Annotated in this window: 14 protein-coding genes and 1 pseudogene; 14 read left to right on the plus strand and 1 reads right to left on the minus strand. The window is 61.7% G+C overall.

Annotation, left to right across the window (positions count from 1 at the left end):
- Nucleotides 1-4: 4 nt before the first annotated feature.
- From ACIOZM_RS11940 to madM, 14 genes and pseudogenes are all read left to right on the plus strand, one after another.
- Nucleotides 5-544 (plus strand): chemotaxis protein CheW, encoded by a 540-nt coding sequence (locus ACIOZM_RS11940; protein ID WP_401213656.1) that lies wholly within the window; start codon nt 5-7, stop codon nt 542-544.
- A gap of 145 nt (nt 545-689) precedes the next feature.
- Nucleotides 690-2,747 carry a methyl-accepting chemotaxis protein gene (locus ACIOZM_RS11945; RefSeq protein WP_401213659.1) on the plus strand — a complete coding sequence of 686 codons (2,058 nt, stop codon included), beginning with the start codon at nt 690-692 and terminating at the stop codon, nt 2,745-2,747.
- Nucleotides 2,748-2,766: 19 nt separating this feature from the next.
- On the plus strand, nt 2,767-8,679 hold the full coding sequence (locus tag ACIOZM_RS11950) for an Hpt domain-containing protein (RefSeq protein ID WP_401213662.1): 5,913 nt from the start codon (nt 2,767-2,769) through the stop codon (nt 8,677-8,679).
- A complete protein-coding gene (locus ACIOZM_RS11955) occupies nt 8,672-9,142 on the plus strand; it encodes a chemotaxis protein CheW (protein WP_401213665.1) in 471 nt (156 codons plus the stop codon). Before ACIOZM_RS11950 ends, ACIOZM_RS11955 begins: the two co-directional genes overlap by 8 nt.
- A 242-nt stretch (nt 9,143-9,384) precedes the next feature.
- A pseudogene (locus tag ACIOZM_RS11960) lies at nt 9,385-9,591 on the plus strand (DUF6124 family protein); the annotation flags it as partial.
- Nucleotides 9,592-9,809: 218 nt separating this feature from the next.
- Nucleotides 9,810-11,480, plus strand: coding sequence for a malonate decarboxylase subunit alpha (gene mdcA / locus ACIOZM_RS11965; protein ID WP_401213667.1), 1,671 nt, complete (start codon nt 9,810-9,812; stop codon nt 11,478-11,480).
- Nucleotides 11,480-12,352 (plus strand): triphosphoribosyl-dephospho-CoA synthase, encoded by an 873-nt coding sequence (locus ACIOZM_RS11970; RefSeq protein ID WP_401213670.1) that lies wholly within the window; start codon nt 11,480-11,482, stop codon nt 12,350-12,352. The genes mdcA and ACIOZM_RS11970 overlap by 1 nt, the downstream gene beginning before the upstream one ends.
- Nucleotides 12,352-12,651: a malonate decarboxylase subunit delta gene (locus ACIOZM_RS11975; RefSeq protein WP_007913697.1), complete on the plus strand. Its 300-nt coding sequence runs from the start codon at nt 12,352-12,354 to the stop codon at nt 12,649-12,651. The genes ACIOZM_RS11970 and ACIOZM_RS11975 overlap by 1 nt, the downstream gene beginning before the upstream one ends.
- Entirely contained in the window at nt 12,644-13,495 is an 852-nt protein-coding gene (locus ACIOZM_RS11980) for a biotin-independent malonate decarboxylase subunit beta (protein WP_401213673.1), read from the plus strand. The genes ACIOZM_RS11975 and ACIOZM_RS11980 overlap by 8 nt, the downstream gene beginning before the upstream one ends.
- Entirely contained in the window at nt 13,492-14,277 is a 786-nt protein-coding gene (gene mdcE / locus ACIOZM_RS11985) for a biotin-independent malonate decarboxylase subunit gamma (protein ID WP_401213675.1), read from the plus strand. Before ACIOZM_RS11980 ends, mdcE begins: the two co-directional genes overlap by 4 nt.
- Entirely contained in the window at nt 14,271-14,891 is a 621-nt protein-coding gene (locus tag ACIOZM_RS11990; protein ID WP_401213678.1) for a malonate decarboxylase holo-ACP synthase, read from the plus strand. The genes mdcE and ACIOZM_RS11990 overlap by 7 nt, the downstream gene beginning before the upstream one ends.
- Nucleotides 14,888-15,808 carry a malonate decarboxylase subunit epsilon gene (mdcH, locus tag ACIOZM_RS11995; RefSeq protein WP_401213681.1) on the plus strand — a complete coding sequence of 307 codons (921 nt, stop codon included), beginning with the start codon at nt 14,888-14,890 and terminating at the stop codon, nt 15,806-15,808. Before ACIOZM_RS11990 ends, mdcH begins: the two co-directional genes overlap by 4 nt.
- A gap of 64 nt (nt 15,809-15,872) precedes the next feature.
- Complete coding sequence (gene madL / locus ACIOZM_RS12000) at nt 15,873-16,265, plus strand: malonate transporter subunit MadL (protein ID WP_401213684.1); 393 nt, start codon at nt 15,873-15,875, stop codon at nt 16,263-16,265.
- A gap of 5 nt (nt 16,266-16,270) precedes the next feature.
- Nucleotides 16,271-17,035 (plus strand): malonate transporter subunit MadM, encoded by a 765-nt coding sequence (gene madM, locus ACIOZM_RS12005; protein ID WP_401213687.1) that lies wholly within the window; start codon nt 16,271-16,273, stop codon nt 17,033-17,035.
- Nucleotides 17,036-17,173: 138 nt separating this feature from the next.
- Here the strand turns inward: madM and ACIOZM_RS12010 are convergent, their stop codons facing one another.
- Complete coding sequence (locus ACIOZM_RS12010; protein ID WP_401213689.1) at nt 17,174-18,088, minus strand: LysR substrate-binding domain-containing protein; 915 nt, start codon at nt 18,086-18,088, stop codon at nt 17,174-17,176.
- Nucleotides 18,089-18,228 lie beyond the last annotated feature (140 nt).

The following is an 18,228-nucleotide window of genomic DNA, read 5'->3' on the forward strand; positions in this document are numbered from 1 at the left end:
GACCATGAGCCAATCGCTGACCGCTTTCGAACTGCTGTGGCAGATCGACCAGCGCTGCCGCCTGCTGGCGGCGGATCTGCCGTCGCAGCCCGGCCGTCAGGATCGCTGGAGCGGTATCGGCTTTCGTCTCGGCGAGCACTGGTATGTCGCGCCGATGGGTGAAGTCAGTGAAGTGCTGCACGAACCGCGCTTCACTCAGTTGCCCGGGGTCAAGCCATGGGTCAAGGGTGTGGCTAATCTGCGCGGACGGTTGTTGCCGATCATGGACCTGTGCGGTTTCTTCGGCCATGAGCTGTCGCCGCTGCGCAAACAGCGGCGAGTGCTGGTGGTCGAGCATCAGGACGTGTTCGCCGGGTTGATGGTCGATGAGGTGTTCGGTTTGCAGCATTTCGAACAGGACAGCTTCGAGCCGATCTCGATCAGCAAACGACAGGGTTCCAAGGCCGAGTTCGTCACCGGGTATTTTCGACGTGAGCAGAACTGGCGGGTGTTCAGCCTGTTTGCGCTGGCGCGGTCGCCGGTATTCATGCACGTAGCAATATAACCGCAACAACAGAGAACCCATGTGGGAGCTAGCCTGCTAGCGATTCAGGCGCCGCAGTGCATCAAGCACACCGCGCCATCGTTCAATCGCTAGCAGGCTAGCTCCCACAGGTTCTTTCGGTGAGCTTCAAATTAGGCGAGGACCGATGATAAAAGCAAAAACAGGCAAGTCGGCGGAAGGATCGCGCAGTCGCTCGCAGATCATCGTGCTGTTCATCGCACTGATCGTGTTCATCATGTTGCTGTTCGCCAACTTCGCGTACCTCAACACCCAGGCGAACTACGACAAGCAGTACATCGGTCACGCCGGTGAACTGCGCGTGCTCTCGCAGCGCATCGCCAAGAACGCCACCGAAGCCGCCGCCGGCAAGGCTGCCGCGTTCAAGTTGCTGAGCGATGCGCGCAACGATTTCGCCCAGCGCTGGGGTTACCTGAAAAAGGGTGACGCGGCCACCGGCCTGCCTCCGGCACCGTCCACCGTGCGCCCGGAAATGCGCGCCGTGCAGCTGGATTGGGAACGCCTGCTGAAAAACACCGACGCGATTCTTTCCAGCGAACAGACGGTGCTGTCCCTGCATCAAGTCGCCGCGACTTTGGCCGAAACCGTGCCGCAGTTGCAGATCGAATACGAAAAAGTCGTGGAAATCCTCCTGCAACGCGGCGCCCCGGCCGCACAGGTGGCGATGGCCCAGCGTCAATCGCTGCTGGCGGAACGCATCCTCGGCGCGGTCAACACCGTGCTGGCCGGCGACGAAAACTCGCAACAGGCCGCCGACGCTTTCGGCCGTGACGCCACACGTTTTGGCCAGGTACTCAACGGTATGTTGCAAGGCGACCCGGCGCTGAAAATCAGCCAGGTCGAAGACCGCGATGCGCGTGCGCGCCTGAGCGAGATTGCCGAACTGTTCCAGTTTGTCTCGGGCTCGGTGGATGAAATCCTCGAAACCTCGCCGGAGCTGTTCAAGGTTCGCGAGTCGGCGAGCAATATCTTCAGCCTGTCGCAGACCCTGCTCGATGAAGCATCACACCTGGCCAACGGTTTTGAAAACCTGGCGGGCGGGCGCAGCACCGACACCATCGGCGGTTATGTGCTGGGCTTGCTGGCGCTGGCCTCGATCATCCTGATCGGCATGGTCATGGTGCGCGAAACCAACCGTCAGTTGCGCGAGACGGCCGAGAAGAACGAACGCAATCAGAACGCGATCATGCGCCTGCTCGATGAAATCGAAGACCTCGCCGACGGCGACCTGACCGTGACCGCCTCGGTGACCGAAGACTTCACCGGGACCATCGCCGACTCGATCAACTACTCGGTCGATCAGCTGCGCGATCTGGTCGCGACCATCAACCTCACCGCCGGCCAGGTCGCCGCCGCCGTGCAGGAAACCCAGGCCACCGCCATGCATCTGGCTCAGGCCTCGGAGCATCAGGCGCAACAGATTTCCGAAGCCTCGACCGCGATCAGCGACATGGCCCAATCCATCGATCAGGTCTCGGCCAACGCCGCCGAGTCGTCAGCCGTGGCCGAGCGCTCGGTGGAAATCGCCAACAAGGGCAACGAGGTGGTGCACAACACCATCCACGGCATGGACAACATCCGTGAACAGATTCAAGACACCGCCAAACGCATCAAGCGCCTTGGCGAGTCGTCGCAGGAAATCGGCGACATCGTCAGCCTGATCGATGACATTGCCGACCAGACCAACATTCTGGCGCTCAACGCGGCGATTCAGGCCTCGATGGCCGGGGATGCCGGACGCGGTTTCGCGGTGGTTGCCGACGAAGTCCAGCGGCTGGCCGAGCGCTCGTCCGCCGCCACCCGACAGATCGAAACCCTGGTGCGAGCGATCCAGACCGACACCAACGAAGCCGTGATTTCCATGGAACAAACCACCACCGAAGTGGTGCGCGGCGCGCGGCTGGCGCAGGATGCCGGTGTGGCCCTGGAAGAAATCGAAGGCGTGTCCAAGACCCTCGCGGCGCTGATCCAGAGTATCTCCAACGCGGCGCAGCAACAGACGTCTTCGGCCGGACAGATTTCCCTGACGATGAACGTGATCCAGCAGATCACTTCGCAGACCTCGTCCGGCTCCACGGCCACCGCCGAGAGCATCGGCAACCTGGCGAAAATGGCCAGTCAGTTGCGGCGCTCGGTGTCCGGTTTCACCTTGCCGGCGTCCGCGCCGGTGACTGATAAAGCGTGAGGCGCTGAGCGAAGTGGTTATGGGTGATCGGCACGACTATGTGGCCCTCGAATGGGTCAAGGGCGAAATTGCCGAAACGCTGAAACAGGCGCATCAGGCGATTGAAGCCGTGCTCGATGATCAGCAGGCAACGCCCGGGCTGGCCGAGTGCCTGGCGTGCATCCATCAGGTACACGGCAGCTTGCAAATGGTCGAGTTCTACGGCGCCGCATTGCTGGCCGAAGAGATGGAACATCTGGCCGAAGCGTTGTTGCAGGATCGTGTCAGCCATCGCGACGAAGCCTTGCACTTGCTGATGCAGGCCCTCGGGCAATTGCCGATCTACCTCGACCGGGTGCAGAACGCCCGTCGCGATCTGCCGCTGGTGGTGCTGCCGCTGATCAACGATCTGCGCAGCGCTCGCGGTGAAAGTCTGTTGTCCGAGACCAGCCTGTTCAGCCCGCAACTGCCGGAACTGCCGCCACTGAGCGACGAAGAACTCGCCTTGCTCGAACCCCCAGAGCTGCCGAACGTGCTGCGCAAGTTGCGCCAGACCTTGCAAATGGCCTTGCTCGGGTTACTGCGCGAGCAGGACGATCAAACCCACCTCGGCTACCTCGGCAAAGTCTTCACCCGGCTCGAAGCGCTGAGCGGTGACGCGCCGTTGAGCCCGTTGTGGCAGGTCGCCTCGGCGCTGGTCGAAGGCATGCGTGAAGGCGCCATCGCCAACAGCCCGGCGCTGCGCAGCCTGTTGAAGGATGCCGACAAGGAGCTCAAGCGCTTGCTTGAACAGGGCCTGTCCGGGATCAACCAGCCGCCACCGCCAGAGCTGCTCAAGAGCCTGTTGTTCTATATTGCCAAAGCCGAACATCCCACCGGGCAGATGCTGACCATGAAAGATCGCTACTCTCTGGACGACGCGCTGCCCGACACCGCGATGGTCGACGAAGAACGGGCGCGGCTGGCCGGCCCCGACCGCGATGCGATGCGCTCGGTGCTCGCCGCGCTTTGCGAAGAACTGGTGCGGGTCAAGGAGCGGCTGGATCTGTTCGTGCGCAGCGACCGTCAGCACACCTCGGATCTGGAGAGTCTGTTGGCGCCGTTGCGACAGATCGCCGACACCCTCGCGGTGCTTGGTTTCGGCCAGCCACGCAAAGTCATCATCGATCAACTGGCGGTGGTGCTGAGCCTCGCCCAAGGCCAGCGCGAACCGAATGACGCGACGCTGATGGACGTTGCCGGTGCTTTGCTCTACGTCGAAGCGAATCTGGCCGGGATGGTCGGCACGGTCGAAACGGAAAGCCAGGAAGACTCGCGCCTGCCGACCACCGACCTGACGCAGATTCATCAGATCGTGATCAAGGAAGCGCGCATCTGCCTGCAACAGGCCAAGGACATGATCGTCGACTACATCGACGCCGACTGGGATCGCCAGCAACTGCAACCGTTGCCGGAGCTGCTGACCCAGGTGCGTGGCGCACTGGCGGTGATTGGTCTGAGTCGCGCGGCGAGTCTGGTCGAGGCGTGCAACGGTTTCATCCGCGAGCATCTGCTGCTCGACCAGCACGCGCCAGGCTGGCAGCAACTGGACAGCCTCGCCGATGTCATCAGCGGTCTTGAGTATTACCTCGAACGCTTGAGCGATGACCCGCAAGCGCCGAGCGAACAACTGCTGGATATCACCCAGAAGAGCCTCGCCAGCCTCGGTTTCTATCCCGACGAGCAACCCGGCGCACAGCATGTGCCGCTGCTCGACGACGTGCTCAGCCCCAGCGAAGCGCTGGTGATGCAAGACATGCAGGCGCTGGATGACCCGCAAATCGTCCAGTCGCTGGCCGATGTGCTGGCCAGCCCGGTGTCGGCGCTCAACCCGCCAGCGCTGATCACCCCCGGCAGCCTGATGCCGCCGCCGGACGATGAAGAACCGGTGGATGACGAACTGCTCGAAGTGTTCCTCGAAGAGACCGACGAGGTGCTGGATGTCCTGCGCGAATACCTGCCGCGCTGGTCGGCCAATCCGCAGGATCGCGCCGCGCTGACCGAATTGCGCCGCGCCTTCCATACCTTGAAGGGCAGCGGGCGGATGGTCCGTGCGCTGATCCTCGGCGAGCTGGCGTGGGCCGTGGAAAACCTGCTCAACCGCGTGCTGGAGCACAGCGTCGAGCCGGGCTCAGTGGTGCAGCAATTGCTCGCCGACACCTTGCAGCTGTTGCCGGAACTGATCAACGAATTCGCCGCCAATGCCCAGCGTCAGCGCAGCGATGTCGATCAACTGGCCGCCCGCGCCCATGCGCTGGCCAAGGGTGATACGCCGTTGGCTGCCGAGGACGTGGAAGACGTCGCGGCGCTTGATCCACTGTTGCTGGAAATCTTCCGCAACGAGGCCGAAACCCATCTCGCCAGCCTCAATCGTTTCCTTGATCAAGCCGCCGAACACGTGCCGTTGCAGGCCAGCGATGAATTGCAGCGCGCCTTGCACACGCTCAAGGGCAGCGCGTCGATGGCCGGAGTTTTACCGATTGCCGCACTGGCGGCGCCGCTCGATCAACTGGCCCGCGAGTTCAAGGCCCATCAACTGCCGCTCGACCTCGACGAAGTGGAACTGCTGCTCGAAGCCGAAGGCTTGTTCCGCATAGGCCTGCGTCAGCTCAAGCATGATCCGCTGGCGCCGATTGCCGGTGCGCAAGCGCTGATCAAACGCACCGAAACGTTACTGGCCGAGCGCCTGCAATCGATCCTCGATGCGCCAAGCGGTGGCTTGCGGGTCAAGCGCGATCCACAACTGATCAACAACTTCCTCGCCCAGGGCATGGACATTCTGCTCGACGCCGAAAGCCTGTTGCAGCGCTGGCAGCAACACCCCGGCGAACGTCAGGAACTCAGCGCGCTGCTGGATGAATTGACCACCCTCGGCGAAGGCGCGCACCTCGCCGATCTGCTGCCGGTGGACGTGCTGTGTGAAGCCTTGCTCGACCTGTATGGCGCTGTTGAAGAAAGCAGTCTGGCGGTCAGCGAACGGTTTTTTCAGGAAGCGCAGAACGCCCACGAAGCGCTGATCAACATGCTCGACGAACTGGCTGCCGGCCAGGAAGTCACTCCGCAGCCGCAGCGTATTCGCGCCTTGCACGATCTGCTGGATGAGAGCCTCGACCCGACGGCGATGGGCCTGATCCGCAGCGACGGCAGTCGCACGCTGAGCATCCACGAATTGGGTGCCGCCACGGCTGAGCTGGCACAAACCGGCAATGAAACCGAGCAAGACGACGAGATCGTCGAGATCTTTCTTGAAGAGGCGGTGGATATTCTCGACAGCGCCGGCCAGGCCTTGCAGCGCTGGTTGGCTGATCCAGAGAACGCCGCACCACTGTCATCGTTGCAGCGTGATTTGCATACGCTCAAGGGCGGTGCGCGGATGGCCGAAGTCGATGCCATAGGCGACTTGGCCCATGAACTGGAAAGTCTCTACGAGGTGCTGATTGATCGGCGCAGCGGCTACAGCGAAGCCTTGGGCCAGTTGCTGCACAAGAGCCACGACCGTTTGGCGCAGTTGCTTGAGCAGTTGCAAAACCATCAGCCATTGAGCCCGGCAGCCGATCTGATCGAAGCGATTCGTCAGTTCCGCCAGGGTCAGACTGCCCACTCCGAAATAACCCCGCCCGCACTCAGCCACGACAGCGCCGGCCACGATCCTGAACTGTTGGAAATCTTCCTCGAAGAAGGTTTCGACATCATCGAAAACTCCGGCGCCGCGCTGCTGCGCTGGCAGGCCGAGCCGGGCAATCGTCAGGAAGTGGAAACCCTGCTGCGCGATCTGCACACCCTCAAGGGCGGCGCGCGGATGGTCGAAATCGGCCCGATTGGCGACCTCGCCCACGAGCTGGAATATCTCTACGAAAGCCTCTCCGGTGGCGTGCTGCAACCGAGCGCCGAACTGTTCGCGCTGGTGCAGCGCGGGCATGACCGCTTGGCGCAGATGCTTGACGCAGTGCGCGCCGGTCAGCCATGCCCACCGGCAGATCGACTGATCAATGCGATCCAGAATTTCAGTCACCCGGCGACCCTCGACACACCGCCGCTGTTGCCAATCCCGCTGAAGACCGAAGCCGCTGCACCCGCCGCCGATGCGGGTGCGGACATGGTCAAAGTCTCCGCCGAGTTGCTGGATGAACTGGTCAATCTGGCCGGTGAGACTTCGATTTTTCGTGGCCGAATCGAACAGCAGGTCAACGATGCGCAAGTCGCGCTGAACGAGATGGAAACCACCATCGAGCGTATGCGCGATCAGTTGCGCCGCCTCGACACCGAAACCCAGGGGCGGATTCTCAGTCGTCAGCAAGTCGACGCCGAACGTCTGGGCTATGAAGAATTCGATCCGCTGGAAATGGACCGTCATTCGCAGTTGCAGCAACTGTCGCGGGCGTTGTTCGAATCCGCCTCCGACTTGCTCGATTTGAAGGAAACCCTCGACCGGCGCAATCACGATGCCGAGAACCTGCTGCAACAGCAGGGCCGGATCAACACCGAATTGCAGGAAGGCCTGATGCGTACGCGCATGGTGCCATTCGAACGGATGTTGCCGCGGCTCAAACGCATCGTCCGCCAGGTCTCGGAAGAGCTGAATAAAGACGTCGCGTTCACTGTCGGCAACGCCGAGGGCGAGATGGACCGCAACGTGCTGGAACGCATGGCCGCACCGCTGGAACACATGCTGCGCAATGCCGTCGATCATGGTCTGGAATCGGCCGAGGCACGGCTGGTGGCGGGTAAACCGGCGCAGGGCAACATTACCCTCGATCTGTCCCGCGAAGGTGGCGATATCATTTTCGACATCCGCGATGATGGCGCGGGCGTGCCGCTGGATGCCGTGCGGCGCAAGGCGATCAAGCGTGGAATGCTCGCGCCGGATGCCGAGATCAGCGACCGCGACGTGTTGCAGTTCATCTTGCAGCCGGGGTTCTCCACCGCCGAGAAGATCACGCAGATTTCCGGGCGTGGCGTCGGCATGGACGTGGTGCACGAAGAAGTGCGCCAACTCGGCGGCAGCATGAGCATTGATTCGGTGCCGGGGCAGGGCGTGCATTTCCGCATCCGGCTACCGTTCACCGTATCGGTCAACCGGGCGCTGATGGTGCAGAGCGGCGAGGATCAATACGCGATCCCGCTGAACACCATCGACGGCATCGTGCGTGTGTTGCCGAATGATCTGGAAGGGCATTTCCGTCTTGATCCGCCGAGCTATCACTACGCCGGGCAACGTTATGAACTGTGCTATCTCGGCGAACTGCTGAAAACCGCGCCACGTCCGAAACTGCTCGGCCAGAGTCTGCCGTTGCCGGTGCTGCTGGTGCAGTGCAACGACCGGCACATCGCGGTGCAAGTCGATGCCATGGCCGGCACTCGCGAGATTGTGGTCAAGAGCCTCGGCCCGCAATTTGGCGCGGTGCAGGGCGTGTCCGGCGCGACCATTCTCGGCGATGGCCGGGTGGTGCTGATTCTCGATCTGCTGGCGCCGATTCGTGCCATGCAGGCGCGCCTGCCGCAGCATCCGGCGCATGCCGAACTAGAGAGCGAACCGCAGAAACCACTGCTGGTGCTGGTGGTCGACGATTCGGTCACGGTGCGCAAGGTCACCAGTCGCTTGCTCGAACGCCACGGCATGAACGTGCTGACCGCCAAGGACGGGGTCGATGCGATGTTGCTGCTTGAAGAGCACATGCCGGACCTGATGCTGCTCGACATCGAAATGCCGCGCATGGACGGCTTCGAAGTCGCCACGCAAGTGCGTAACGACGAACGCCTGCAACACCTGCCGATCATCATGATCACCTCGCGAACCGGCCAGAAGCACCGCGACCGGGCGATGGCCATCGGCGTCAACGACTACCTCGGCAAGCCGTACCAGGAATCGGTGCTGCTCGAAAGCATTGCCCAATGGAGCAAGAAACATGCATGAACGCCGGCACAATCAGCGCAGCAGCCAACTCACCGGGCTGTTGCTGCCGCTGGCGGATCGCAACCTGATCCTGCCCAACGTCGCGGTGGCCGAGTTGATTGACTACCAGTCCAGCGCGTTCGATCTCGATACGCCGCCGTGGTATCTCGGGCGCGTGTCATGGCGCCAGCGGCAGATTCCGTTGCTGAGTTTCGAGTCGGCCTGCGGGCAGAAAATCGTCATCGGCGAACGCGCCCGAATCGTCATCCTCAACGCCCTCGGCGGCTTGCCCGAGCTGAAATTCATCGCACTGCTGGTGCAGGGGATTCCGCGCTCGTACAAGCTCGACAGCCAGTTGAGTTACGTCGACGTGCCGTTGTGCGCGCTGGAACAGGCGGCGGTGCAAGTGGGCGAGCAAGTGGCGAAAGTGCCGGATCTGTTGGGGCTGGAGCAGTTGTTGGTGGATGCTGGCCTGGTCCATTGATCTAGAATCTTCAGTGATCTCGCTGACCTCATCGCGAGCAGGCTCACTCCTACAGGGGGTTGTGTCGGGCAAAGAATTTGCGAACGAAGCTGAACCCTGTGGGAGCGAGCCTGCTCGCGATGGCGTCTGTTGCATCACCTGAATCCGACAGATAAATCATCGGTTTATGGAAGGCAATAAACACCTTGCACTTATGCTGTTTAAAGACACTCAGTGTTACGCCCTACAGCCTACAAATCCTTGCGCGCGAATCGCTTGGGTCGGTCACGGTCATGCTCAACAACCACGCGGCGCTGGTTGAAGGCTCACACCGAAAAACCCTGCAAGGCATCGCCCAGGTGGTGATGGTGGCGGAAATGGCCGTCAACCGCGTGCTCACTCCCACATTTGAAATACGCTCCCCTGTAGGAGCTGCGGCACGCTGCGATCTTTTGATCCTGACTTTTTAAGGAGCAAGATCAAAAGATCGCAGCGTGCCGCAGCTCCTACAGGACTTTGCGTCGGCCAAAGAATTTGTGAACGACGCTGGCCCCTGTAGGAGTGAGCCTGCTCGCGATAGCGGTGGTAAACGTTACGCTGAGCGTAATGATTCACCGCCGCGCTTGATTGATGCCCTGCATCCACACGCCTAACTTACCTCCACGAAAGCGAACCCCGTGGAGTGAGCATGACAACAACAATATCCCCCGACTCGCGCTGGACGCGGCGGCGTGATGAGAAGAAGCGTCGCCTTGAGCAGGTACGCGATCTGGCCGACGGTGTGGTGTTGCCCACCGACAAGATCGTCGCCGCGCTTGAGGCGTTGATCCTGCCCGGCGACCGTGTAGTGCTGGAGGGCAATAACCAGAAGCAGGCAGATTTCCTCTCTCGCTCATTGGCCAAGGCTGATCCGGCCAAGCTCCACGATTTGCACATGATCATGCCCAGCGTCGGCCGCTCCGAGCACCTTGATCTGTTCGAACGCGGCATCGCCCGCAAGCTCGATTTCTCTTTCGCCGGCACCCAGAGCCTGCGCATCAGCCAGTTGCTCGAAGACGGTCTGCTGGAAGTCGGCGCGATTCACACCTATATCGAACTCTATGCGCGACTGGTGGTGGACCTGATCCCCAACGTCGTGCTCTCCGCCGGATTCATGGCCGATCGGGCCGGCAACATCTACACCGGGCCAAGCACCGAAGACACTCCGGCGCTGATCGAACCGGCGGCGTTCAGCGACGGTATTGTCATCGTCCAGGTCAACCAGTTGGTCGATGACGTCAGCGACTTGCCCCGCGTCGATATTCCCGCTTCATGGGTGGATTTCGTGGTGGTGGCCGACAAGCCGTTCTACATCGAACCGCTGTTCACCCGCGACCCACGGCACATCAAACCCGTGCATGTGTTGATGGCGATGATGGCGATCCGCGGCATCTACGAAAAACACAACGTGCAGTCGCTGAATCACGGCATCGGTTTTAACACCGCCGCCATCGAATTGATCCTGCCGACCTACGGCGAATCCCTCGGCCTCAAAGGCAAGATCTGCCGCAACTGGACGCTCAACCCGCACCCGACGCTGATCCCGGCGATTGAAAGCGGTTGGGTCGAAAGCGTGCATTGCTTCGGTACCGAACTGGGCATGGAGAACTACATCGCCGCGCGCCCGGACGTGTTCTTCACCGGGCGCGACGGTTCGTTGCGCTCCAACCGCATGTACAGCCAACTGGCCGGACAGTACGCGGTGGACCTGTTCATCGGCGCGACACTGCAAGTCGATGGCGACGGTCATTCATCCACGGTCACCCGTGGGCGACTTGCTGGTTTCGGTGGCGCGCCGAACATGGGCCATGACCCGCGTGGCCGTCGTCACAGCACCCCGGCGTGGCTCGACATGCGCCACGCCGATGCCGAGCAACCAATGCTCGAACGCGGCAAAAAACTCGTGGTGCAAATGGTCGAGACTTTTCAGGAGGGCGGCAAACCGACCTTCGTCGAAACCCTCGACGCGGTGGAAGTGGCGAAGAAAAGCGGCATGCCGCTGGCGCCGATCATGATCTACGGCGACGACGTCACTCACCTGCTGACCGAAGAAGGCATCGCCTATCTGTACAAGGCGCGCTCGCTGGAAGAGCGCCAGGCAATGATCGCCGCTGTCGCCGGGGTCACCGCCATCGGCCTGGGCCACAACCCGAAAGACACCGCACGCATGCGCCGCGAAGGTTTGATCGCGCTGCCCGAAGACCTCGGCATCCGCCGCACCGACGCCACCCGCGAACTGCTGGCGGCGAAGAGCGTGGCCGATCTGGTCGAGTGGTCCGGCGGCCTCTACAACCCGCCCGCCAAGTTCAGGAGTTGGTAATGCACGCACTTAACCTGCAAGCGAAACCACTGTCGCTGACCGAACGGCTGGCAGATCTGGCCGTGGATGCGTTGATCGACGAAGCCGATCTGTCGCCGAAACCGGCACTGGTCGACCGTCGTGGCAACGGCGCGCACACCGATCTGCATTTGGGGCTGATGCACGCCTCGGCGCTGTCGTTGTGGCCGGCGTTCAAGGAGATGGCTGAAGCGGCGGTCGAGATCGGCGAAGTCGGTCTGGCGCTGCGTGAAGCGATTGGCCGGATCGGTCGCGAAGGTGAGCAAGCGATGCTCACCACCACCAACGGTGTGAACACTCATCGCGGGGCGATCTGGGCCTTGGGATTGTTGGTGACTGCCGCCGCGCTGAAACCGCAATCCAATAGCGCCAACGCCGTCACCCTGCGCGCCGCACGTCTGGCATTGCTCGATGATCGTTACGCACCGCGTCCGCTGAGCCACGGCGCCCAAGTTGCCCTGCGTTACGGCGCTCGCGGCGCCCGTGAAGAAGCGCAACTCGGCTTCCCGTCGGTGCTGCAACGCGGACTGCCGCAACTCAAAAGCAGCCGCGCTGCCGGGCATGGCGAACAGAACGCCCGGCTTGACGCGCTGCTGGCGATCATGACCGACTTGGCCGATACCTGCGTGCTCTATCGCGCCGGCGAGCAAGGCCTGCAAGCCATGCAGCACGGCGCGCAAGCGGTGCTAGACGCTGGCGGCAGCGCCAGCCTTGCCGGGCGGCGACGCCTGAATGAACTGGATCAACAACTCATCGCATTGAATGCCTCGCCCGGTGGAGCCGCTGACCTGCTTGCGGCCACTTTATTGCTCGACCGAATCGAGCGCGACGGCATTCTTCAGGGAGCGTTTTGATGGAAACCCTATCGTTTGAATTCCCCGCCGGGCAGCCGCCACGCGGTCGTGCGCTGGTGGGTTGTGTCGGCTCGGGCGATCTGGAAGTGCTGATCGAACCGGGACTGGCCGGCAAGTTGACGATCAATGTGCAGACCTCGGTCAACGGTGCTCAGTTGCGCTGGCAGCATCTGTTTGCGCGGATGTTCGACGGCACCACGCCTCCGGCGATGGCCATCGATATCCACGATTTCGGCGCAACCCCGGGCGTGGTGCGTCTGCGTCTGGAACAAGGCTTCGAGGAGATCGGCCATGACTGACAGTGCAGAACTTCTCAGCAAACACAGCTTCGTCGAACTCGGTGCGCGGCAGCGGGCGAAAGCCTTGCTCGATGCCGGTACTTTCCGTGAGTTGCTCGATCCGTTCCAGCGGGTGATGTCGCCGTGGCTGGAGCGTCAGGGCGTGGTGCCGCAGGCCGATGACGGCGTGGTGATTGCCAAGGGCAGCCTAGACGGTTTGCCGGTGGTGATTGCCGCCATCGAAGGCGCGTTTCAGGGCGGCAGCCTCGGCGAAGTCGGCGGGGCGAAGATTGCCGGCGCGCTGGAACTGGCCGCCGAAGACAACCGCAAAGGCATCCCGACCCGCGCCGTGTTGCTGCTCGAAACCGGTGGCGTGCGTTTGCAGGAAGCCAACCTCGGGCTGGCGGCGATTGCCGACATCCATGCAGCGATTGTCGATTTGCAGCAATACCAACCGGTGGTGGGCGTGGTCGCCGGCAGCGTCGGTTGTTTTGGCGGCATGTCGATTGCCGCCGGGTTGTGCAGTTATTTGCTGGTGACCCGCGAAGCACGCCTCGGTCTGAATGGCCCGCAAGTAATCGAGCAGGAAGCCGGGATCGAGGAATACGACTCGCGTGATCGGCCATTCATCTGGAGCCTGACCGGTGGCGAGCAACGTTTCGCCAGTGGTCTGGTGGATCGTTATGTCGCCGATGACGTGGCGCAGATTCGCCAGCAAGTCGGCGAATTGTTGCAGCAAGGCTTGCCGGCGCAGCCACGGAGTCAGCAGTCGGCGCTGTTTCTGCAACGGCTGGCGCAGTTGAACGCCGAGCCGCAAATCGAACCTTCGGTGGTTCGCGATCTGTATCAAGGAGCGCGCTCATGAGTGGCTATTCCCTGCGGGGTTTGAACTGGTTCAACGCCTTGAGCGCGGGCGCTGCGACGGTCGAAGGTTTACCGCCATCGCTGAAAGTCGCCGACACCGCACTCGGGCGTTTGCTCGCGGTGGTGGCCGATCCTGACAACCGTTTTCCTCGCGCCCGCAACGGCGAAGTCGGGCTGCTCGAAGGCTGGGGCCTGGCCAAGGCCGTGGATGATGCGATCACTGCCGACCGTGACAAGTCGCAGAAGCGTGCGCTGATCGCCATCGTCGATGTGCCGAGTCAGGCTTACGGTCGCCGCGAAGAAGCCCTCGGCATTCATCAGGCCCTGGCGGGTGCGGCGGACAGTTATGCCCGCGCCCGACTGGCCGGGCATCCGGTGATTGCGCTGCTGGTGGGCAAAGCCATGTCCGGGGCGTTTCTCGCCCACGGTTATCAGGCCAATCGCATGATCGCCCTGCGTGATCCGGGGGTGATGGTGCATGCGATGGGCAAGGCCTCGGCGGCTCGGGTGACATTGCGCAGCGTTGAAGAACTTGAGGCGTTGGCCGCCAGCGTGCCGCCGATGGCCTATGACATCGACAGCTACGCCAGCCTCGGTCTGCTGTGGGAAACCTTGTCGGTGCAGCAGATTGAACAGCCGAGCGCAGAAGATCTGGCGCGGGTCACCGAGTGCCTGACTCAGGCGATCAGCGATATCTCCGGTACAGATCTGAGCAATCGTCTTGGCGCGAAAAATCGTGCTGCGTCCAGCCGCGTGCGGGAATTGTTGAGGGCGCAGTGGTGAGCACCTTGTTCGCTCACGATCTGCTCTGGGGCATGACCCCGGCGCAGTTGCCGGCGGATGCGCCGGAGTGGGCGGTCGAGTCGCTGAAGGCCGGGCAACCGGTGGTGGTGCGGCGGGCGTTGGCGGACTCGGGATTCGTCGCTGTCGGCGTGCGCGGTGTGGCGCGAGAGCAACGATTGGCGGCGTTCATGGCTGTTGATTCGATAGCTTGCCGCGTCAGTCCTGAAGCGCTGTGCAATGTTGAAAGCCTGAGAGATTTGCCGGTGGTTCATGCCCTCAAGCAATTGCGGCCGATGCTCGATGATTGCGGTTGGGTCTGGGGTGTCAGCGGCAGTGCCGGGTTCGAACTGGCCAGCGGGATTGCGGCGATGCATGCCGACAGCGATCTCGATCTGATCCTGCGCACGCCGCAGCTGTTGCCGCGTAATCAGGCGCGCAAACTTGTTGAGCTTTTCGATCAGGTGGCGTGCCGGGTCGATATGCAATTGCAGACGCCATTTGGCGCAATCGCCCTGCGCGAATGGGCCGGGCAGTCCGCAAAGGTGTTGCTGAAAAATGCGCATCAGGCCTGCCTGGTCAGCGATCCATGGAATCCGCAGGAGCAGGCAGCGTGAGCAGTTTGCTGGTGTTCCCGGGGCAAGGCGCGCAGCAGCCGGGCATGCTCCAGCGTTTGCCTCGGGAAACCCTGATCGAGGCCAGTGATGTGCTGGGCGAAGACGTCCTGCAACTGGATTCGCCCGAAGTGTTGCGTGGCACGCGGGCGGTGCAGTTGTGTTTGCTGATCGCCGCAGTCGCGGCATCGCGACAGTTGTTGCAGGACGGACTGCAAGCGGATTTCGTCGCGGGTCTGTCCATCGGTGCCTACCCGGCAGCGGTGGTGGCAGGGGCTTTGGATTTCGGCGATGCGTTGCATCTGGTCAGCCTGCGCGGTGAGTTGATGCAGCAGGCTTATCCACAGGGCTACGGCATGACCGCGATCATCGGCCTGCAATTATCCACAGTCGAAACATTGCTGGCGCAGGTTCACAGCGCCGAAACGCCGGTTTATCTGGCGAACATCAATGCCGATAACCAAGTGGTAATTGCCGGCAGCGATGCGGCGATGCAAGCCGTCGCCGAACTGGCGCGCAGTCGTGGCGCCGGTCTGGCAAAACGTCTGGCCGTCAGCGTGCCGTCGCACTGTCCGTTGCTGGATGAACCGGCGGCAAAGCTTGCAGAAGCCTTCGCCAACGTCGAGCTGAAAACTCCGAAAATCGCTTATCTGAGTGGCAGTCGCGCCCGTCCGGTCATCAAGACCGACGCCCTGCGTGATGATTTGGCTTTCAACATGTGCCGCGTGGTGGATTGGCGCGGCACCGTGCAAAGCGCTTATGAGCGCGGCGTACGTCTACAGATCGAACTGCCGCCCGCTGCGGTGCTGACCGGGCTGGCGCGCCGGGTGTTCGAACAGGGAACCGTCATTGCCTTCGACAGTGCCCGCCTCGACACCTTGCAGGCGCTGTTGCGTGAGGAGGGAAGCCGCCGACCTTAAACCGCCGACTCAAGCTTCGAACAACAAAAACAACATTCGACGATGCACTTTGAGGACAACAACAATGATTATCTACGGTGTGGCGTTTCTCGCCTTTTGTACCCTGGTGGGCATCTTCATCGGTGAACTGCTCGGCAAACTGATCGGTGTGCCGGCCAACGTCGGCGGGGTCGGCATTGCGATGTTGCTGCTGATCGGTATCGGCAGTTATCTCAACAAGAGCGGCTGGCTCAAGGGCAAGACCGAGCAGGGCGTCGAGTTCTGGAGTGCGGTGTACATTCCCATCGTCGTCGCCATGGCCGCCCAGCAAAACGTTTACGGCGCGCTGAAGGGCGGACCGATGGCGATTCTCGCCGGGACGCTCGCGGTGGTGATTGCCTTTGCTTTGGTGCCGGTGCTGACGCGCCTCGGCAACAAGGACCCGGCGCCGATCACTCCAGCCAAGACTGCGGGGTGATTGCCATGTACGAATCGATGATGAAAGCGATCACCGGCTACGGTTTGATCAGTGGTTTCCTGATAGTCGGCGTGACCATGTGGGTGTCCTACTGGATATCCAACACCTTTACCAAGGGCCGTCTGCACGGCTCGGCCATTGCGATTTTGCTCGGTCTGTTGCTGTCGTATGTCGGCGGTGCGCTGACCGGTGGGCAGAAGGGCGTGGTGGATATTCCGCTGCTGTCGGGTATCGGCTTGCTCGGTGGCGCGATGCTGCGCGACTTTGCGATTGTCGCCACGGCGTTCGGCGTGAGTGTCGATGAACTCAAAAGGGCTGGGTTTGTGGGTGTGCTGGCGCTGTTTATCGGGGTTGGCACGTCGTTCGTGGCCGGGGTCGGTGTGGCAATGGCGTTTGGTTATACCGATGCGGTGAGTCTGACCACCATTGGTGCAGGTGCGGTGACGTATATCGTTGGGCCGGTGACGGGGGCAGCGATTGGTGCGAGTTCCGAGGTCATGGCGCTGTCGATTGCGGCGGGGCTGATCAAGGCGATTCTGGTGATGGTGATGACGCCGTTCGTGGCGCCGATGATCGGCCTGAACAATCCGCGCAGTGCGGTGATTTTCGGCGGCCTGATGGGCACTTCAAGCGGCGTGGCCGGCGGGTTGGCGGCGACGGATCCTAAACTGGTGCCTTATGGGTGTCTGACGGCGGCGTTTTATACCGCACTGGGTTGTTTGCTTGGGCCTTCGGTGTTGTTTCTGGCGATGCGTGGGTTGATGGGCTAAGCAGAAGATTAGTTGTCGTTCGGGCTGACGCCATCGCGGGCAAGCCCGCTCCCACAGGGTTTTGTGTTGAATGCTGATTTCCTGATCGACACAAAACCCTGTGGGAGCTGGCTTGCCAGCGATGCAGACAACTCCGTCTCAAGCCTGGCGATTGGCGTACATCCGACACTCCGCCAGCAACGCCAGCAGATTCGGATCACGCTCCTTGGCCTTGAGAAACACCACGCCAATATGCTGCTGCAAGCGGTACTTTTCCTGCAACGGGATCAGCTTCACCCGGTTCTCGTACACCGCCGCAATCCTTCCGGGCAGCAACGCATAACCGACACCGGAGCTGACCATGCTCAGCAGGGTGAAGATGTCGTTGACCTGCATCGCCACTTTCGGCTCGAACCCCGCCTGCTTGAATACCCGGTTGCCGTCCTGATGGGTGGCGAAGCCTTGGGTCAGGGTGATGAAGGTCTCGTCGCGCACTTCGGCCAGATCGACTTCCTGGCGCTGGGCGAACCTTGAGTCGGCGGGCGTGGCGAGGAAAATATCATCGGAGAACAGCGCAATTTGCTCGCAGTCCGGATCGTTGATGCTGTCGTCCAGCGACACCAGAATCGCATCGACTTCCATGTTCTTCAGCTTGTACAACAGGTCGATATTCGAGCCGAGAATCAGGTCGATGTTGAGTTCGCTGCGGCGGATCTTCAGACCCATGATCAACTGCGGCACGGTCTTCACCGTCAGTGAGTACAGCGACCCCAGCTTGAAGCGCTCAGCCGAGAACCCGGCCGCTTCACGGGTCAGGCGCACGCTTTCGACCACGTCCTGAATCAGCTTCTGTGCGCGTTCTTCGAGTACGTAGGCGCTTTCCAGTGGCGTCAGGTTGCGCCCTTCGTGTTTGAATAACGGGCAGCGCAGGGCGCTTTCCAGCGAATGAATCGCGCGGTGTACGCTGACATTGCTGGTCTGCAACTCGGCGGCGGCGCGGGCGAGGTTGCCGGTGCGCATGAAGGCGAGGAACACCTCGAGTTTTTTCAGGGTCAATTCTTCGTCGATCAGCATGTCGCGGACTCTTTTTGGAATGGCTCGATTGTGCCTTGAAGATCAAAAGATCGCAGCCTTCGGCAGCTCCTACAGTAGATCGCATTCCCCAGCGGGAGATGCCGAAGGCTGCGATCTTTTGATCCTGGCGTTGAACAGAA

The sequence above is a fragment of the Pseudomonas sp. NPDC087346 genome (genome assembly GCF_044744235.1).
Lineage (GTDB): Bacteria > Pseudomonadota > Gammaproteobacteria > Pseudomonadales > Pseudomonadaceae > Aquipseudomonas.